This window comes from Streptosporangium sp. NPDC053982, from assembly GCF_055585205.1.
The window spans coordinates 245,502-260,624 of the sequence record NZ_JBVJKQ010000003.1 but is presented as its reverse complement, the minus strand read 5'-3'; the positions used below and the strand labels follow the sequence as shown (position 1 = coordinate 260,624).

Below are 15,123 nucleotides of genomic sequence, written 5' to 3'. Positions count from 1 at the left end.
TCATGTCGTGGTGGTTGGCGCCGGCCTGGCCGGCGTGCGCAGCGTCGAGGCGTTACGGGCCCGTGGGTTCGCCGGCACGATCACCCTGATCGGGGAGGAACGGCACCGGCCGTACGACCGCCCCCCCTTGTCGAAGGCCGTCCTGCTGGGCGGCACCGACTCCACGGTCGTCGACTCCGACCTCGGCGCCCTCGAGGTCTCGTTCCGCCCGGGGGTGGCCGCCAAGGGGCTGCGGCCCGGCGTGGTGGAGACCACCGAGGGTGAGCTGCCCTACGACGGGCTGGTCATCGCCACCGGCGCCCGCCCGGTCCGGCTGCTCGGCGACGGCCCGCAGCACGTCCTGCGCACCATCGACGACGCCCTCGCGCTGCGCGCCCTGTTCGCGCCGGGGGTCAGGATCGCCGTCGTCGGCGCGGGCTGGATCGGCGCGGAGGTGGCCACAGCCGCCCGCCGGGCAGGCTGCGAGGTCACCGTGGTCGAGGCCGCCGGCGTCCCGCTGGCCGCCGCCCTCGGCCCGGTCGGCGCGCGGACCGTTCCCTGGTACGAACAGGCGGGCGTCGACCTGAGGCTCGGCACCGCGGTCGCCTCCGTCGACCACGGCGGGCTGATCCTGGCCGACGGCTCGGCGATCGAGGCCGACGTCGTCGTCACCGGTGTCGGCGTCCGCCCCGCGGTCGAGTGGCTGGCCGGCTCCGGCGTCGGGCTCGACGACGGCGTCGTCACCGACGAGCACCTGCGCACCTGGCTGCCCGGCGTCGTCGCCGCGGGCGACTGCACCGCCTGGTGGTCGCGCCGTTACGGCCGCCGCCTGCGGGTCGAGCACTGGGACACCGCGCTGAACGCCCCCGAGGTGGCCGTGGCCTCCCTGATGGGGGAGACGGCGGTCTACGACCCGGTGCCCTACTTCTGGTCGGAGCAGTTCGGCCACATGGTCCAGTACGCCGGGCGGCACGACGGCGGCCGCATGGTCATGCGCGGCGACCCCGGGACCGACCCGAAGTGGGGGGCCTGCTGGGTGGACCACCGCGACCGGCTCGTCGCGGTGCTGTCCGTCGACCGGCCTCGCGATCTCGTCCAGGGCAGGCGCCTCATCGAGGGCGGCCGGCCCCTCGACGTCGAGCGCCTGGCCGACCCTGCGGTAGCGTTGCGCGACTGCGCGGCGTGATCCCGCGCCGGTGTTTGGCGAAAGGCTCGATGTGGTAGTGGTGGATTCGTGACGCTTTCTGTTGCGCAGATCGACCGGGAGACCGACCAGCTGGTGGGCGAGTGGCTCACCCTGACCGAGGTGGCCCGGAGGCTCGGCCTCAGTGCCGGCCGCGCCAAGCAGCTCCTCAAGGACCGCAAGCTCATCGGGGTGCGCCGGGGCGGGGGAGAACCCCAGATCCCGGCCGTGTTCCTGTCCGACGGCGACGTCCTGAAGGGACTGCCGGGCACGCTCACCGTGCTGCTCGACGCCGGATACGACGACGTCGAGTCGCTGCGCTGGCTCTTCACCCCGGACGACAGCCTGCCGGGATCGCCGGTGGAGGCGATCGCCGCGGGCCGACACACCGAGGTCAAGAGACGTGCCCAGGCCCTCGGTTTCTGACGCCCGCCTGTACCTCTGCACCGACGGCCGCCGTGACCGCGGTGACCTCGCGGACTTCCTCGACGCCGCCCTGAGCGGCGGCGTCGACATCGTCCAGCTCCGGGAGAAGGGCCTGGAGGCCCGCGAGGAGCTGGCGCTGCTGGAGGTCTTCCGCGACGCCTGCGACCGGCACGGCCGGCTGCTGGCGGTCAACGACCGCGCCGACATCGCCTACGCGGCCCGGCCCGACGTGCTCCACCTCGGCCAGGACGACCTGCCCGTGCCGGTCGCCCGCGACATCCTCGGCGACGACATCCTCATCGGGCGTTCCACCCACGCCCCCGGGGAGGCGTCCGCCGCGGCCGTCGAGCCCGGCGTCGACTACTTCTGCTGCGGCCCGATCTGGCCGACGCCCACCAAACCCGGGCGGTCCGCGCCGGGCCCCGGCCTGCTCCGGCACGCCGCGGCCCTCGCGACCGACCGGCCCTGGTTCGGCATCGGCGGCATCGACCTCGCCAACCTCGACGAGGTCATGTCGTACGGCGTGCGCCGGGTCGTGGTGGTGCGGGCCATCACCGAGGCCGACGACCCCAAGGCCGCGGCCGAGGAGTTCAGGCGCCGGCTGACCGCCGGAGGCTGACCGGCCGCGGCCGGTCAGGTGCGGCGGGACGTCGCGGCCACGGCCAGCTCGGCCAGCGCCGTACGGGCCTCCGAGGTGATCGGGGCGTGCTCCAGCGAGCGCAGGGCGTCGTCGAGATACTCCCGGATCAGGCTCTCGCACGCGGCGAGCGCCCCGGTCTCCTGGATGATCTGCCGCAGCCGGTCCACCCCGGCCCCGTCCAGCGCCGGGTCGCCGAGCATGGCGCGCACCTGGGCCGCCTGGGCCGGGGAGGCCGCCGCGAGGGTGCGGGCGATGAGCATGGTCCGCTTGCCCTCGCGCAGGTCGTCGCCGGCCGGCTTGCCGGTCTCCAGCGGGTCGCCGAACACGCCGAGGATGTCGTCGCGGAGCTGGAAGGCGATGCCCACGCACTGGCCGTACTCCTCGCAGAGCCGGTCGATCCACGGCTCGCGCCCCCGCGTGGCCAGCACCAGGCCCAGCCGCAGCGGCTGCTCGACCGAGTACTTCCCGCTCTTGAACAGGGCGACCCGCAGCGCGCTGTCGAAGGTGCCCTCGCCGTGGGCCTGCTCCAGCAGATCGAGATACTGGCCGCACATCAGCTCGGTGCGCATGTGGTCGTGGACGTCCTGGGCCGCGGCCAGGGCGGCCGGCGGCAGCCCGCTGGACCGCCACATCTCGCCCGACCAGATGAGCATCAGGTTGCCCAGCAGGATGGCGGAGCCCATGCCGAACTGCGCGGCCGAGCCGTGCCAGCCGGCGTCCTCGTGGAGGGCCTGGAACCTGCGGTGCGCCGACGGCATGCCCCGGCGCATGTCGCTGGCGTCCATCACGTCGTCGTGGACCAGCGCGCTCGCCTGGAGGAGCTCCAGGGACGCGGCGGCGTTGAAGAACGCCGGGTCGTCCTCGCCGCCCGCGCCGCGCCAGCCCCAGTAGCAGAACGCCGGGCGCAGCCGCTTCCCCGCGGAGAGGAAGTCCTCGGCGGCGGAGATGAGCGGCGCCGCCTCGGGTGCGCTGACCTGGGGCCGCTGCCGGTCGACGAACTCCCTGAGGGCGCGGTCCACCTCGATGCGGACGATATCGAGTGTGGCTGCGGAAGTGGTCATGCCCAGACATTATCGGTCCAAGCGGACGGATTCCTATCCGCGGGACACTACGGCGTTTCGCACGCACCGTTACCGAAGGAAGGGACACCCGAAAGGCCCCCGAGCAGGAAGGGCGCCGGAAACCGGGCCGCGCCGGCCGCCGTGCCCCCGCGCCCGGGGTGACGCGGTGCGACGACGCCCCGCGGATCGGGCCGTGCGGCGGCCGCGTCCCCATGGATCGGGCCGTGCGGGCGGCCGTGCCCCCCGGCCCTCGCGACCCTCCGCGTACCGGGCGACGCGGCGCGACGACTCCGCCGCGCGGCGCGACCGTCCCGCCGCGCACCGGGCGGCGCGACGCGACAGCGCATCCCACGAGTACGGCGGGCGGCGGCGCTCCGAGTACCCTTGGGGCATGGCTCTGGGTCGCCCGTCCGTCCTTCCCGACCGCGTGCCCACCGTCCGCGAGCTCCTCGCCGCCGGTGGCCGCTCCTTCTCCTTCGAGTTCGGCCCGCCGAAGAGCGCCGAGGGCGAGCGTCAGCTCTGGCGCGTCATCCGGGAGCTGGAGGCGCTGCGTCCCACCTTCGTGTCGGTGACCTACGGCGCCGGCGGCGGCACCCGCGACCGCACCGTGGAGATCGTGGAGCGGCTCGCCCACGAGACCACGCTGACCCCGGTCGCCCACTTCACCGCGGTCAACCACTCCCTGCGCGAGCTGCGCCACCTGGTCGGCCGGTTCGCCGGCGCGGGCGTGCGCAACATCCTCGCGGTGCGGGGCGACCCGCCCGGCGACCCCACCGGCGAGTGGGTGCGCCACCCCGAGGGCGTCCAGTACGCCGAGGACCTCGTCCGGCTGATCCGCCAGTCCGGCGACTTCTGCGTGGGCGTGGCCGCCTTCCCCTACAAGCACCCCAGGTCGGCCACGATCGAGTCCGACACCGAGTACTTCGTGCGCAAGTGCCGTGCGGGCGCCGACTACGCGATCACCCAGATGTTCTTCCGCGCCGAGGACTACCTCCGGCTGCGCGACCGGGTGGCCGCCACCGGCTGCGACACGCCGATCATCCCGGGCATCATGCCCGTCACCCAGATGAGCACGATCGCCCGGTCCGAGCAGCTGTCGGGCGCGCCGTTCCCGCCGGAGGTCGCGGCGCGGTTCGAGGCCGTCGCCGACGACCCCGCCGCCGTGCGCCGCCTGGGCATCGAGCACGCCATCGAGCTGTGCCGGACGCTCCTCGACGAGGGCGCGCCGGGCATCCACTTCATCACCTTCAACCGCTCCAGCGCGACCCGCGAGGTCTTCCAGGCGCTCGACATCTCCCCCGGGCTCCCCGTCGCCCCGCAGGCCGCCCTCGCCTGAGCCGGGTCCCGGAGCCTCAAGCCCGGTCGCGGGTGCGCGGCGGGCCGGAGCAGGACGCGGACGGCATGGCGGGCGGCACGGCGGGCCGCGGACCGGAGCCGGACGCGGACGGCACGGCGGGCGGATCGGTGGGCGGCGGCTTCGCGCTGCCCGCCGCGTCACCCCGCTCACGCCGTCCGGCTCACGCCTCCGGAGGCCGTCCGGCCATCGGCCTGAGGGGGAGCACCGTCCCGAGAATGGCGTAGCGCTCGTGGCCGCCCGGGAAGACGAACCGGGTGAGCAGGTCGACGAAGCCCATGCTGTGGTAGAGGTGCCTGGCCGCGGTGGGCCGGTCACGGGTCGACAGCACGGCGGTGCGTTCCGGACGGCCGCCGCACACCGCGACGACCATCGCCCGGCCGATTCCCCCGCCCTGGTGGTCGGGGTGGACGTGGACCTCGGCGAGGTCGAAGGCGTCTCCCAGCCAGCCCCGCGCGCTCCCCTCGCCGTTCCGGTCGGCGAGGGCCCGCATGACCACGTCGTGCCACCACTGCCCGGGGACCCCGTGGAAGCCGTAGGCGAGACCCACCGGCGTGCCGGTGGCGTCCTCGGCGAACACGCAGGAGAACCCGGGCTGGACGGAGTGGTTCTCCATGATCGTCCTGCGGCCCGGGACCTGCTCCTCGGGCGGGCTCATCGCGGCGGTGTAGACGGCGAGGACCGCGTCCAGCCGGGAGGTGAACTCAGCGGGTCCGACCCGGCGCAGTCCGATCACCTTCCGCACCCTAGCAGGGACGATGCCGCCCGAACCGGACCGAGCCGGGAAATGAACGCCCGGCGGTACGGCGGCGCGGCGGGAACCGGCCGGCCGTCCCGGTGAGCGCGCCGGCGGCCGACGGCCCGCGGCGTCACGGGCCTCCTACCCGGCGGTGGTCCTCTCCTCCGCCGAGGCCGTCTCCCGCGCGAGGGCCGGCTCCTCCACCTCGGTCGCGACGCCCCCGGTGAGGCGGAGCAGTTCGGCGAAGGACGTGGGGAAGACCGTGTGCGGGTGACCCGCCGCGGCCCACACCGTCTCGTACCGGCCGAGCCAGGTGTCGACCAGGGTCCGCAGGGGGGCCGGATGGCCGATCGGGGCCACCCCGCCGATCACCTGGCCGGTGGCCGCCCGGACGAAGTCGGGACTCGCGCGCCGTACCTTCGCCACGCCGGCCGTCCGGGCCACCAGGGCGGTGTCCACCCGGTGGGCGCCGCTGGTGAGCACCAGGAGCGGCTCGCCGTCGGCGTCGAAGACCAGGCTGTTGGCGATCGCTCCGACCTCGCAGCCCAGCCGGGCCGCCGCCGTCGCCGCGGTCGGGGTCGCCTCCTCGAACACCACGATCTCACCGGTGGCGCCGTGCTCGCGGAGGACCGCGGCGACCTTCTCCACATTCGGATGCAACTTTTCTGGCACGCGGCCACTCTAAACAGTTGGACCGTTGCATGCCGTCCCATTGACCGTGATGGGGACGAGACGCCGATGCACTATGGTCCCTTGATCCAGAAATCACGGTAACGAGGGGATGGTCCAGATGAGAGTCCGACGGCGGCTCGGAGCGGCCACGCTGGCTGCGGCGGCCCTCCTTGTCTCCTCACCCGGTCTCGCGAGCGCCGCGGCGGCTCCCCGCACCCCGGCGGGCGCCCTCCCGGCCGCCGCGGTCCCGGTCACCGCTTCCACGGTCACCGGGGCCCCGGTCGGCGCGGCCGCGGTCCCGACGGCGGCGCCCGCGTTCACCGCGCCCGGCCGGACGCTCCGGCTCGGCGCCAAGGGGGCCGAGGTCAAGGTGCTCCAGACGCGGCTGCAGCAGCTCGGCTACATGCCGGGCACGGCCGACGGCCGGTACGGCGGGGGCACCCTGACCGCGCTGTGGGCCTTCCAGAAGGTCAACGGCATCGCGCCGACCAGCACCGTGGCGAGCAGGACGTGGCGGGCGCTGGAGGCTCCGCGCGCCCCGAGGGTGCTCGTGCCGGGCGGCCGGGCGACCCGGGTCGAGGTGAACCTCACCCAGCAGGTGATGGTCCTGTACGTCGGCGGGAGGGTGCGGCTGATCAGCCACATCTCCTCCGGCAGCGGGATCCCCTACTGCGAGACGGCCACCTGGAACGGCCGGACCCAGCGGTTCTGCGGCAACGCCCGCACGCCGACGGGCGACTACCGGACGACCTGGCGGCGAAGCGGCTGGCACACCTCCTACCTCGGCAAGCTGTACAACCCGATCTTCTTCAACGGCGGCATCGCCCTGCACGGCGCGTTGTCGGTGCCGCTGGCCCCGGCCTCGCACGGCTGTGTGCGGCTGCCGATGAACGTCGCGTCGGCACTGCCCAAGCTGCTCGGCACCGGGGTGCCGGTGCACGTCCGCGGGAGGTTCGTGCGGTAGCCCACGGGGACCGTCCGCGGGAGGTTCGTGCGGTAGCCCACGGGGACCGTCCGCAGGAGGTTCGTGAGCTAGCCCACAGGGACCGTCCGCGGTCTCCACCGCGGCCCGTCCGCCGCCTCCCCGTACGCCGTCTCCGCCGCGGCCCGCCGTTCCCCGGCGGAGCCGGTACGGCGGAGGCCGCGGGGGCGCGCGGCGGCCGCGGCGGGAGCCCGTCCCGCCGGTTCGCCGGCCGTCCCCGAGCGCCTGTTCGAGCGCGGAGAACCCCGGGAGATCCCCATCTCCCGGGGTTCTCGCTTTTCCCGCCGATCGAACCTTTGTTCGCCGCACTGCTTGACAGTGCGGGTGATCGAATTTATGTTCGATGTAAAGATGCGAGGCTCGCGGCTCGCGTCCAGGGGCGGTCGTCCGCCGTCGCCGCCGTCACGGCGGCGACGGCGGGCGGGAACCGGACGGGGAGAGGGGAAGCTCCTCGTCCGGCCGCCCGGCGGATTTGTCGGTGGTGTCTGCGAGCCTTGACATCACCGGTGAGAACGCCGGGAGCCGCTTGCGACCAAGGAGGTTGAAGCGCAGTGATCCATCGACCCGGTGACTCGGGCGGGCCCCGGCTCTCGCCCACGGTCCGGGCGCATCTGGCCGATGCGCGCGACTGCCTGGAGGAGGCCGCCGCCGCGACCACCCCCGCCACCCGCTACGTCGCGGCCCACCTGGCGGCCCTGCGTGCCGCCGCCGCGGTCCTGGCCGCCCGCCCGCGCCCCATGGACGGCCGCAGGCGCAGGCTGCGCAGCGCCTGGGAGCTGCTGCCGGAGGCGGAGCCCCGGCTGGCCGACTGGGCCCCCTATTTCGAGATGAGCGCCACCAAGCGTGCCTCGGCCGAGGCCGGCATGACGCGCGTGGTGTCGGCGCGCGACGCCGAGGAGCTGATCTCCGAGGCGGAGCGGTTCGTCGCCACCGTCGAGAAGATGCTCGGCGTGCCCGTCCAGCCCACCCTGCCCGGCAGCGTCCCGCTGGCCGGCTGACCCCGCCGCCCGGCGCACCCCCTCACACGCCGGCAGGCGCGCCCCTCACCGCGTCGTTCCGTCATCCCGTCGCCCGCGTCCGCGGCGTCCCGGTCCCGTCCTGTGGCCCTGCCGGGCACTCAGGAGACCCCTGCCGGGCGCTCAAGAGACCCCTGCCGGGCATTCAGGAGACCTGGGGCAGGGGGCGCGGCTCAGGAGACCCGGGCCGGGCTCAGGGGACCGCCGAGGGGGCTGACGCGTCCGAGGAGTCCGTCCGGCGGTCCACCCGGTGGCGCAGCAGGAGCATCGCGGCGTCGTCGCCCAGCGGGCGGCCCACGTGCCGCAGCAGGTCGGCGCGCAGGGCGTCCAGGGCCAGTTGCGGATCCGATCCGCCGAGCAGGTGCGCCCGCGCCTCCAGCGGATAGAACTCGCCCGCCCCGTTGCGCGCCTCGATGACCCCGTCGGTGTAGAAGAGCACCTGCTCCCCGGGTTCGAAGGGGATGCGGTACGGTTTCGGCTCGCTGACCCGCAGTGCGCCCATGCCCAGGGGCAGCGCCTCCTCGGGCGGTTCGGCGAAGCACTGCTTGCCGCCGGCTCCCAGCACCATGGGCGGCGGGTGACCGCAGTTGACGATGGTGATGGAGGCGTCGCCGGTGATCTCGGCGAGGATCGCCGTCACGAACTGCTCGCCCGAAAGCTCTCTGGTCAGGGCGTTCTCCAGGCGGGTCACCACGCGCAGCAGCCCGGTCTCGTCGTGGGCGGCCTCCCGGAAGGCGCCCAGCACCACCGCGGCCGTCTCCACCGCCTCCAGGCCCTTGCCCTGCACGTCCCCGACGATGATCCGCACCCCGTGCGGGGTGGTGACCACGTCGTACAGGTCGCCGCCGATCCGGGCCTCGGCGGTGGCGGAGGTGTAGGAGACGGCGACGCCGATCTCGGGTCCGGCCCGGCGCGGCACCGGCCGCAGCAGAACCCGCTGGGCGGCCTCGGCCACCGAGCGGACGTCGGCGAGTTGCCGTTCGTGGCGGAGCCGGCCGGCGCTGGCCAGCACGCTGGCCATGGTGACGCCCAGGATGGCCATCATGGTGATGTTGGTGCGGGAGCTCCACAGGACGTCGTAGTGCAGGCCGAGGGCGACGCACAGCGCCAGCGCGACGATCCCGACCACCGTCGTCCGGCCCAGGCCGCAGGCGACGCTGGCGAACGCCGGGCCGAGGGCCAGCAGGGGGAGCAGCCCGGTCTCCGGGCCCGAGCCGAGGTCGGCCAGGGCGACCACGGCCATGACGACGAAGGGCAGCAGCCGTAGGGTGTCCTGGGTCCTGCTGGCCCCGACGGAGGTCAGCAGCCGCAGGAAGGCGCGGGTCTTCGTCGAGCCGAGCATCGCCACGACGACGTCGAGGCGGCTTTTCGGGGACGGAGGAGAGTGATCGTGCCGATCCTCTCTCCGTGCCATGTTCACCACATCTCGCTAAAGCCGTATTTGCCTTTTCCTACCACAGCGAAGGTCTTCTGTGGCGGTATGCGAGTGATCTTCCGGGGATACGGCGTGTCGCGCTCCGCGGCCGTGGGCGCGCCGCGGCGGCACGCCCACGGCGACGGTCAGAACGACTCGACGGCGCGCCGTGCCTCGGGATCGAGCACGCCCCAGTTGATGAGCTCCTCGGTGAGCTCGGCCGGGGACTTGTCGTAGATCACCGCCAGGGAGCGGAGGTCCTCCTGGCGGATGGACAGCACCTTGCCGTTGTAGTCGCCACGCTGGCTCTGGATGGTGGCGGCGTAACGGGCCAGCGCGCCGGCCTTCTCCTTGGGGAGCTGGGCAAGGCGCTCAAGGTCGATGACAAGCTTCGGCGTCGGGCCGAGCGGACTCGGCGCGGCGCCGCCGGGCAGCAGCTCCGAAACCGGCACGCCGTAGAAATCAGCCAGTTCGGCAAGCTTCTGGACCGTCACGGCGCGGTCACCGCGCTCATAGGAGCCGACCACGACCGCCTTCCAGCGCCCGCGCGACTTCTCTTCGACTCCGTGCAGGGACAGGCCCTGCTGGGTGCGGATGGCACGGAGTCGTGCACCCAGCGACTTGGCGTACTCAGACGGCATAGTGTGGCCCCCCGGCTCTGTTATGCACTGCTTTCACTTGATTGTGCTCCCTCGCAACTTATGCCCCAACCGCTGGGTTGGTGCGCGGGACAGGGACCTTCGGTGACGGGAGCGTCAGGGTTTACCCGATAAGGCCGCGAGGTGCGGTTACGGACAGTGACGGTAAAGCGGTGGACGCCCAAGGTCAAGCTGATTGGAAAAAAGATGCGGAATCCGGTCCGGTGGGTTCCGCCTCAAAGGCCGCAGTTGTCCCGCATGGGCGATACGGCCCCATGGGTCGCCGTGCCGGACGGCCGCGGCGGCGGGTTGCGGGGCAGCATCATCACCGGGCACGCCGACGCGCGGATGATCTTCATTGACGTGTCGCCGAGGAAGACCCGGCGCAGCGGGCCGGCCGTGCTGGAGGCGCAGACCAGCAGCGCGCCCTCGCACCCGGCGCCGCCGAGCGCGGACGCCACGTCCCCGCCCTCCAGCACCTGCGTCGTGACCTCCACGTCGTGCCCGTGCGCCGCCTCACCGAGGTCGGCGGCGGCCCGCTCACGCAGCCGGTCGAGCGTCTGCTCGGCCGCCTTCACCCGCATCCCCCGGCTCACGACCAGGGTGATCAGGTGCAGCGGCGTCCCCAGCGCCACGGCGATCTCCGCGGCCGGCCGTACGGCGTCGTCGGAGGCGGGGTCGCGGCGGTAGGCCACGACCAGCCGCCGGATCGCCGGCGGGTGGTCCTCGGCGTACCCGCGCGGGGCCAGGGCGACGGGCACCGGGCAGGAGTGCAGGAGCTGGTCGGCGGTGCTGCCCAGTGCGATGCGGCCCCGGGAGCCCCTGGGCGCGGAGCCGATGACCACCGCGTCGGCGCCGATCCGCCCGGCGAGCCCGACCAGCCCGCGCCCGCTGCCGCGGTCGGCCTCCAGCATGTAGTCGATCGGCACGTCCCGGACGCCGGTCAGGGCCAGCCGCGCCTGCTGCAGCGCCTGGGCGGCCTGCGCGGTGATGTAGGCCCGCCACTCGGCGTCGACCTTCCCGGGGCCCGGCGTGGGCCAGGCGGGCGGGTGGACGTGTCCGACGGTCAGCCGGGCCCCGGCCTGCCTGGCCAGCAGCACGGCCAGCGCCAGCCCGTCCCTGCCCCGTGTCTCGGGGATGAACCCGGCGAGGATGTGCTCGATCTTCATCTGGCGCTCCGGTTGAGACGGGAGTGGCGGTAGCCGTACAGGAAGTAGGCGAGCAGACCGGCCGCCATCCAGGCCCCGAACGCGAGCCAGGTGACGGACGCGAGCCCGGCCATCACGACGAAGCAGAAGATCACCCCGAGGATCGGGGTGACGGGGAAGAACGGCGTGCGGAAGCTGCGCGGCAGCTCCGGGCGGGTCCGGCGCAGCACGAGCACACCCGCGTTGACGATCGCGAAGGCGAACAGGGTGCCGATGCTGGTCGCCTCGGCGAGCTGGCCGAGCGGGACGAACCCGGCCAGCGTCGAGACGAACAGGGCCACGATGAGGGTGTTGGCGACCGGCACCTGACGGCGCGGGTCCACCCGCTGGAAGACCTTCGGGATCAGGCCGTCGCGTGACATCGCGAACAGGATGCGGGTCTGGCCGTACAGGACGGTGAGCACGACGCTGGCGATGGCGACGACCGCGCCGAAGGAGATGACGATCCCCGGCCAGGTCGCCCCGGTGGCCCGGTCGGCGACCAGGGCGAGGCTGGCCTCGGTGGTGTTCGGGTCGAACAGCCGCCAGTGCATGGCGCCGACGGCCGACAGCGCCACCGCGACGTAGACGATCGTGACGATGACCAGGGACAGGATGATCGCCCGCGGCAGGTCGCGCTTGGGGTCGCGCGCCTCCTCTCCGGCCGTGGAGGCGGCGTCGAAGCCGATGTAGGAGAAGAACACCTGCGAGGCGGCGGCGGTGACGCCGGCCATGCCCAGCGGGGCGAACGGCGTGAGGTTGCCCGCGCGGAACGCGCTGAAGGCCACCGCGCAGAAGAACACCAGCACCACGATCTTGATGAGCACGAAGACGACGTTGGCCCTGGCGCTCTCGGAGGCGCCGCGCAGCAGCAGCCAGGTGGCCAGCAGCACGATCAGGATCGCGGTGAGGTTCAGCACGCCGCCCTGGTCGCCGGGGGAGTGGGTGACGGCGTCGGGCAGGCGCGTGCCGGACAGGTCCTCCAGGAAGCGGTTGAGGTACTCGCCCCAGCCGACCGCCACGGCCGCCACCGAGACCGCGTACTCCAGCATCAGGCACCAGCCGCACACCCACGCCACCAGCTCGCCCATCGTCGCGTAGGCGTAGGAGTAGGACGACCCGGAGACCGGGATCGTGCCGGCCAGCTCGGCGTAGGACAGCGCGGAGAACAGGGCGGTGACCGCGGCCAGCACGAAGGAGGCGACCACCGCGGGACCGGCCTTCGGCACGGCCTGGCCGAGGATGACGAAGATGCCGGTGCCGAGGGTGGCGCCGACGCTGAAGAGGGTCAGCTGCCACATGGTCATGGTCCGGCGCAGCTCGCCGCCCTCGCCGTGGCCGCCCTCGGCGACGATCTCGTCGGCCGGCTTGGTGCGCAGCAGCCGGCGCGCCATGGAGACCATCGGCGCCCCCTTCCCCTCGTCGCGCGCGGGTGCGCGGCCCGCGCCCTGCTCCGCCCCTCGCGGAGGGCATTACCCCGGCCGGGCGCCCCGGACGCCGCCGGGCCGTACGGAGGGGTCCCGGAGGCCGCCGGGCCGTACGGCGGGGTCCCCGGCCTCCCGGGGCCGTACGGCGGGGCCCCGCGGCCGGGCCCCGGAGGCCCCGGAGGTCACGGCACGCCGTCCGGCGGCCAGGTGCCGCCGGGCGTGACGATGGTGCCCGCCGTGCCCTCAAGGATCCGCGCCGCGTCCTCCAGCCTGCCGATGGCGGCCATGTCGCCGGTCGTCTCGACGAACCGGGCGACCGCCTCCACCTTGGGCCCCATGGAACCGGCCGGGAAGTGCTCGGCGCGCAGCTCGTGGGGCGTGGTGCGGGCGATCTCCTCCTGCCGCGGGGTGCCGAAGTTCCTGGCGACCCCCGGCACGTCGGTCAGCGACATGAACACGTCCGCCTCCAGCGCCTCGGCGAGCAGCGCGGCGGTCAGGTCCTTGTCGACGACGGCCTCGATCCCCTGGAGCAGGCCGACCTCGTTGCGGATGACCGGGATGCCGCCGCCGCCCGCGCAGATCGTCAGGACGCCGTCGCGGACCAGGCGGCGGATCAGCCGGGTCTCCACCACCCGCTGCGGCACGGGGGAGGGCACGACCCGCCGCCAGCGGTCGCCGTCCTGCTTGACGGTCCAGCCGTACCGGGCGGCCAGCTTCTCGGCCTCCTCCTTCTCGTAGCCCTGGCCGACGAACTTGGCGGGGTCGTCGAAGGCGGGGTCCACGGCCGAGACGAGCGTCTGGTTGACCAGCGCGGCGACCTGACGCCCCGGCAGGGCGTTCTGCAGCGCCTGCAGCAGCCAGTAGCCGATCATGCCCTGCGTCTCGGCGCCGATCGTGTCGAGCGGGTAGGGCCGGCTCAGCTCGGGGTCGTGCGCGCTCTCCAGGGCCAGCACGCCCACCTGGGGGCCGTTGCCGTGGGTCACGATGAGCTCGTGCCGTACGGCCAGCTTCGCCAGCGACGCGGCGGCGGCCAGGACGTTGTCCCGCTGCGCCTCGGCGTCGGGCCGCTGCCCGCGCCGCAGCAGGGCGTTCCCTCCGAGGGCGACCAGGATGCGCACGGCTCAGCCTCCCGGGGTGGTCGTCACGGCGGCCTTCTCAGACGCCGTCGCGTTCGAGGGGGCAGCTCATGCAGCGCGGGCCGCCCCGGCCCCGGCCGAGCTCGCCGCCCGGGGTGGTGATCACCTCGATGCCGTTCGCGCGCAGGTGGTCGTTGGTGACGGTGTTGCGCTCGTAGCCGATGACCACGCCCGGCTCGACGGCCAGCGTGTTGCAGCCGTCGTCCCACTGCTCCCGCTCGGCCGCGCGGACGTCCTGCGTGGGCGTGAGGATCTCGATGTCGTCCAGCCCTATGGCGCGGGCGATGGCCCGGTGCATGTCCTCGGGGGCGTGGTCGGTGATCTTGAGTTCCTTCTCGGTGTCGCCGGGCTCGACCGTGTAGGAGGGCAGCATGCCCAGGCCGGCGAACTTGGTGAACACCCCGACGTCCACGTTCGTCATGACGGTGTCCAGGTGCATGAACGCCCTGGCCTTCGGCAGGTGCAGCGCGACGATCCGCTCGGCGCCGCCCCGGGCGAACAGGCTGCGCGCGAGCATCTCCACCGCCTCGGGCCTGGTGCGCTCGCTCATCCCGACCAGGACCGCCCCCCGGCCGATGACCAGGACGTCGCCGCCCTCGATGGTGGCGGGCGCGGCCGACATGCCGGGCATCCAGACGTCGTAGCCGCCCTCGCCCGGCCGGTCGTAGCCGGAGGCGAACATCGGGTGGTAGCGGTAGATCGCCTGGTAGTTGACGGTCTCGCGGCGGCGGGCCTTGCGGCGCATCGCGTTGATCGAGACGCCGCCGTAGATCCAGCAGGAGGTGTCGCGGGTGAACAGGTGGTTGGGCAGCGGCGGCAGGACGAACTCGTCCGGCTCGCGCGTGTGGAACGCCAGGCTCTTGGGGTCGGTGCCCCGCTCCACCAGCTCGCGCTTGGTGATGCCGCCGACGAGGTGGCGCTGCAGGTCGGCCGCGTCCATCGAGTCCAGCGCGTTGCGCAGCGCGTCGACGGCCATCGGCCCGAAGTAGCGCTCGTCGATGACGTTGTCGAGGACGTATTTGCGCGCCTCGGGGACCTCGACCGTCTCGCGCAGCAGGTCGGCCAGCAGGTGCACGACGACGCCCCGCTCGCGCAGGATGCGCTCGAACTGCCGGTGCTCCTCCATCGCGCGCTCCACCCACAGCACCTCGTCGAAGAGGAAGTCCTCCTTGTTGGAGGGGGTGAGGCGCCGCAGGGCCAGCTCGGGCCGGTCCAGCAGGACGCGGCGGAGCCTGCCCACCTCGGAGCCGACGTGGAAGGTCATGTCTT

15 protein-coding genes are annotated in these 15,123 nt (G+C 73.6%); 6 read left to right on the top strand and 9 right to left on the bottom strand.

Features of this window, described 5'->3' with window-relative positions:
• Positions 1 to 7 precede the first annotated feature (7 nt).
• Genes ACZ6W9_RS06425 through thiE form a run of 3 tightly spaced genes read left to right on the top strand, consistent with a single transcriptional unit; the run spans position 8 to position 2,207 of the window.
• Positions 8 to 1,165 carry an NAD(P)/FAD-dependent oxidoreductase gene (locus ACZ6W9_RS06425; protein ID WP_389954862.1) on the top strand — a complete coding sequence of 386 codons (1,158 nt, stop codon included), beginning with the start codon at positions 8 to 10 and terminating at the stop codon, positions 1,163 to 1,165.
• Positions 1,166 to 1,213: 48 nt separating this feature from the next.
• Positions 1,214 to 1,588, top strand: coding sequence for an Rv2175c family DNA-binding protein (locus ACZ6W9_RS06420; RefSeq protein WP_389954860.1), 375 nt, complete (start codon positions 1,214 to 1,216; stop codon positions 1,586 to 1,588).
• Positions 1,566 to 2,207 carry a thiamine phosphate synthase gene (thiE, locus tag ACZ6W9_RS06415; protein WP_362934514.1) on the top strand — a complete coding sequence of 214 codons (642 nt, stop codon included), beginning with the start codon at positions 1,566 to 1,568 and terminating at the stop codon, positions 2,205 to 2,207. The genes ACZ6W9_RS06420 and thiE overlap by 23 nt, the downstream gene beginning before the upstream one ends.
• Positions 2,208 to 2,221: 14 nt before the next feature.
• Here the strand turns inward: thiE and ACZ6W9_RS06410 are convergent, their stop codons facing one another.
• Positions 2,222 to 3,289 carry a polyprenyl synthetase family protein gene (locus tag ACZ6W9_RS06410; protein WP_389954857.1) on the bottom strand — a complete coding sequence of 356 codons (1,068 nt, stop codon included), beginning with the start codon at positions 3,287 to 3,289 and terminating at the stop codon, positions 2,222 to 2,224.
• Between the two features lie 391 nt (positions 3,290 to 3,680).
• On the opposite strand from ACZ6W9_RS06410, the gene metF reads away from it, so the two are divergent.
• Positions 3,681 to 4,625 carry a methylenetetrahydrofolate reductase [NAD(P)H] gene (gene metF, locus ACZ6W9_RS06405; protein ID WP_389954854.1) on the top strand — a complete coding sequence of 315 codons (945 nt, stop codon included), beginning with the start codon at positions 3,681 to 3,683 and terminating at the stop codon, positions 4,623 to 4,625.
• A gap of 181 nt (positions 4,626 to 4,806) precedes the next feature.
• Here the strand turns inward: metF and ACZ6W9_RS06400 are convergent, their stop codons facing one another.
• Both ACZ6W9_RS06400 and ACZ6W9_RS06395 read right to left on the bottom strand, forming a co-directional pair.
• Entirely contained in the window at positions 4,807 to 5,379 is a 573-nt protein-coding gene (locus tag ACZ6W9_RS06400; protein WP_389954851.1) for a GNAT family N-acetyltransferase, read from the bottom strand.
• Positions 5,380 to 5,523: 144 nt separating this feature from the next.
• Positions 5,524 to 6,054, bottom strand: coding sequence for a YbaK/EbsC family protein (locus tag ACZ6W9_RS06395; RefSeq protein WP_470116833.1), 531 nt, complete (start codon positions 6,052 to 6,054; stop codon positions 5,524 to 5,526).
• A gap of 118 nt (positions 6,055 to 6,172) precedes the next feature.
• On the opposite strand from ACZ6W9_RS06395, the gene ACZ6W9_RS06390 reads away from it, so the two are divergent.
• The gene (locus ACZ6W9_RS06390) at positions 6,173 to 7,018 is read left to right on the top strand and encodes a L,D-transpeptidase family protein (protein WP_470116832.1); all 846 of its coding nucleotides are present in this window, start codon (positions 6,173 to 6,175) and stop codon (positions 7,016 to 7,018) included.
• 569 nt (positions 7,019 to 7,587) lie between these two features.
• Positions 7,588 to 8,034 (top strand): SAV_6107 family HEPN domain-containing protein, encoded by a 447-nt coding sequence (locus tag ACZ6W9_RS06385; RefSeq protein ID WP_362934532.1) that lies wholly within the window; start codon positions 7,588 to 7,590, stop codon positions 8,032 to 8,034.
• Between the two features lie 211 nt (positions 8,035 to 8,245).
• Here ACZ6W9_RS06385 and ACZ6W9_RS06380 read toward each other — a convergent pair whose 3' ends face one another.
• From ACZ6W9_RS06380 to ACZ6W9_RS06355, 6 genes are all read right to left on the bottom strand, one after another.
• A complete protein-coding gene (locus tag ACZ6W9_RS06380) occupies positions 8,246 to 9,466 on the bottom strand; it encodes a PP2C family protein-serine/threonine phosphatase (RefSeq protein ID WP_389954841.1) in 1,221 nt (406 codons plus the stop codon).
• Positions 9,467 to 9,612: 146 nt separating this feature from the next.
• Positions 9,613 to 10,107: a transcriptional regulator BldD gene (bldD, locus tag ACZ6W9_RS06375; protein ID WP_179818469.1), complete on the bottom strand. Its 495-nt coding sequence runs from the start codon at positions 10,105 to 10,107 to the stop codon at positions 9,613 to 9,615.
• 233 nt (positions 10,108 to 10,340) lie between these two features.
• Positions 10,341 to 11,273 (bottom strand): universal stress protein, encoded by a 933-nt coding sequence (locus ACZ6W9_RS06370; protein WP_470116831.1) that lies wholly within the window; start codon positions 11,271 to 11,273, stop codon positions 10,341 to 10,343.
• On the bottom strand, positions 11,270 to 12,694 hold the full coding sequence (locus ACZ6W9_RS06365) for an amino acid permease (RefSeq protein WP_389954835.1): 1,425 nt from the start codon (positions 12,692 to 12,694) through the stop codon (positions 11,270 to 11,272). Before ACZ6W9_RS06365 ends, ACZ6W9_RS06370 begins: the two co-directional genes overlap by 4 nt.
• Positions 12,695 to 12,900: 206 nt before the next feature.
• The gene (arcC, locus tag ACZ6W9_RS06360) at positions 12,901 to 13,836 is read right to left on the bottom strand and encodes a carbamate kinase (protein WP_470116830.1); all 936 of its coding nucleotides are present in this window, start codon (positions 13,834 to 13,836) and stop codon (positions 12,901 to 12,903) included.
• A gap of 37 nt (positions 13,837 to 13,873) precedes the next feature.
• Complete coding sequence (locus ACZ6W9_RS06355; protein ID WP_389954829.1) at positions 13,874 to 15,118, bottom strand: arginine deiminase; 1,245 nt, start codon at positions 15,116 to 15,118, stop codon at positions 13,874 to 13,876.
• Positions 15,119 to 15,123 lie beyond the last annotated feature (5 nt).